This window comes from Thermus sp. FJN-A (genome assembly GCF_054655095.1).
On the sequence record NZ_BAAHSC010000197.1, the window covers coordinates 1 to 239 of the forward strand.

General features: G+C 72.0%; 1 pseudogene. It reads left to right on the top strand.

The features are described from left to right. A pseudogene (locus ACYQ0J_RS09915) lies at positions 1-239 on the top strand (ATP-binding protein); the annotation flags it as partial.

Sequence of the window (239 nt, forward strand, 5' to 3'; positions counted from 1 at the left end):
GGGGGGGGCGGGGGAGGGACCTCGAGGCCGACCTCAAGGCCTGGCAGAGGCGCTACCCGGGGAACGAGGAGAAGGCGAGGAGCCTCCTCAAGGCCCTCAAGCGCCCCGAAGGGGTGAACCCCGTCACCCTCGTCGTGGACGACGCCACGGGCCTCACCCCCAGTGTGGTCCCCTGGCTGGTGGCCTTCGCCGAGGTGGCCACCCTGGTCCTGGCCGTCCACCCGGAGACCCTAAGGAAG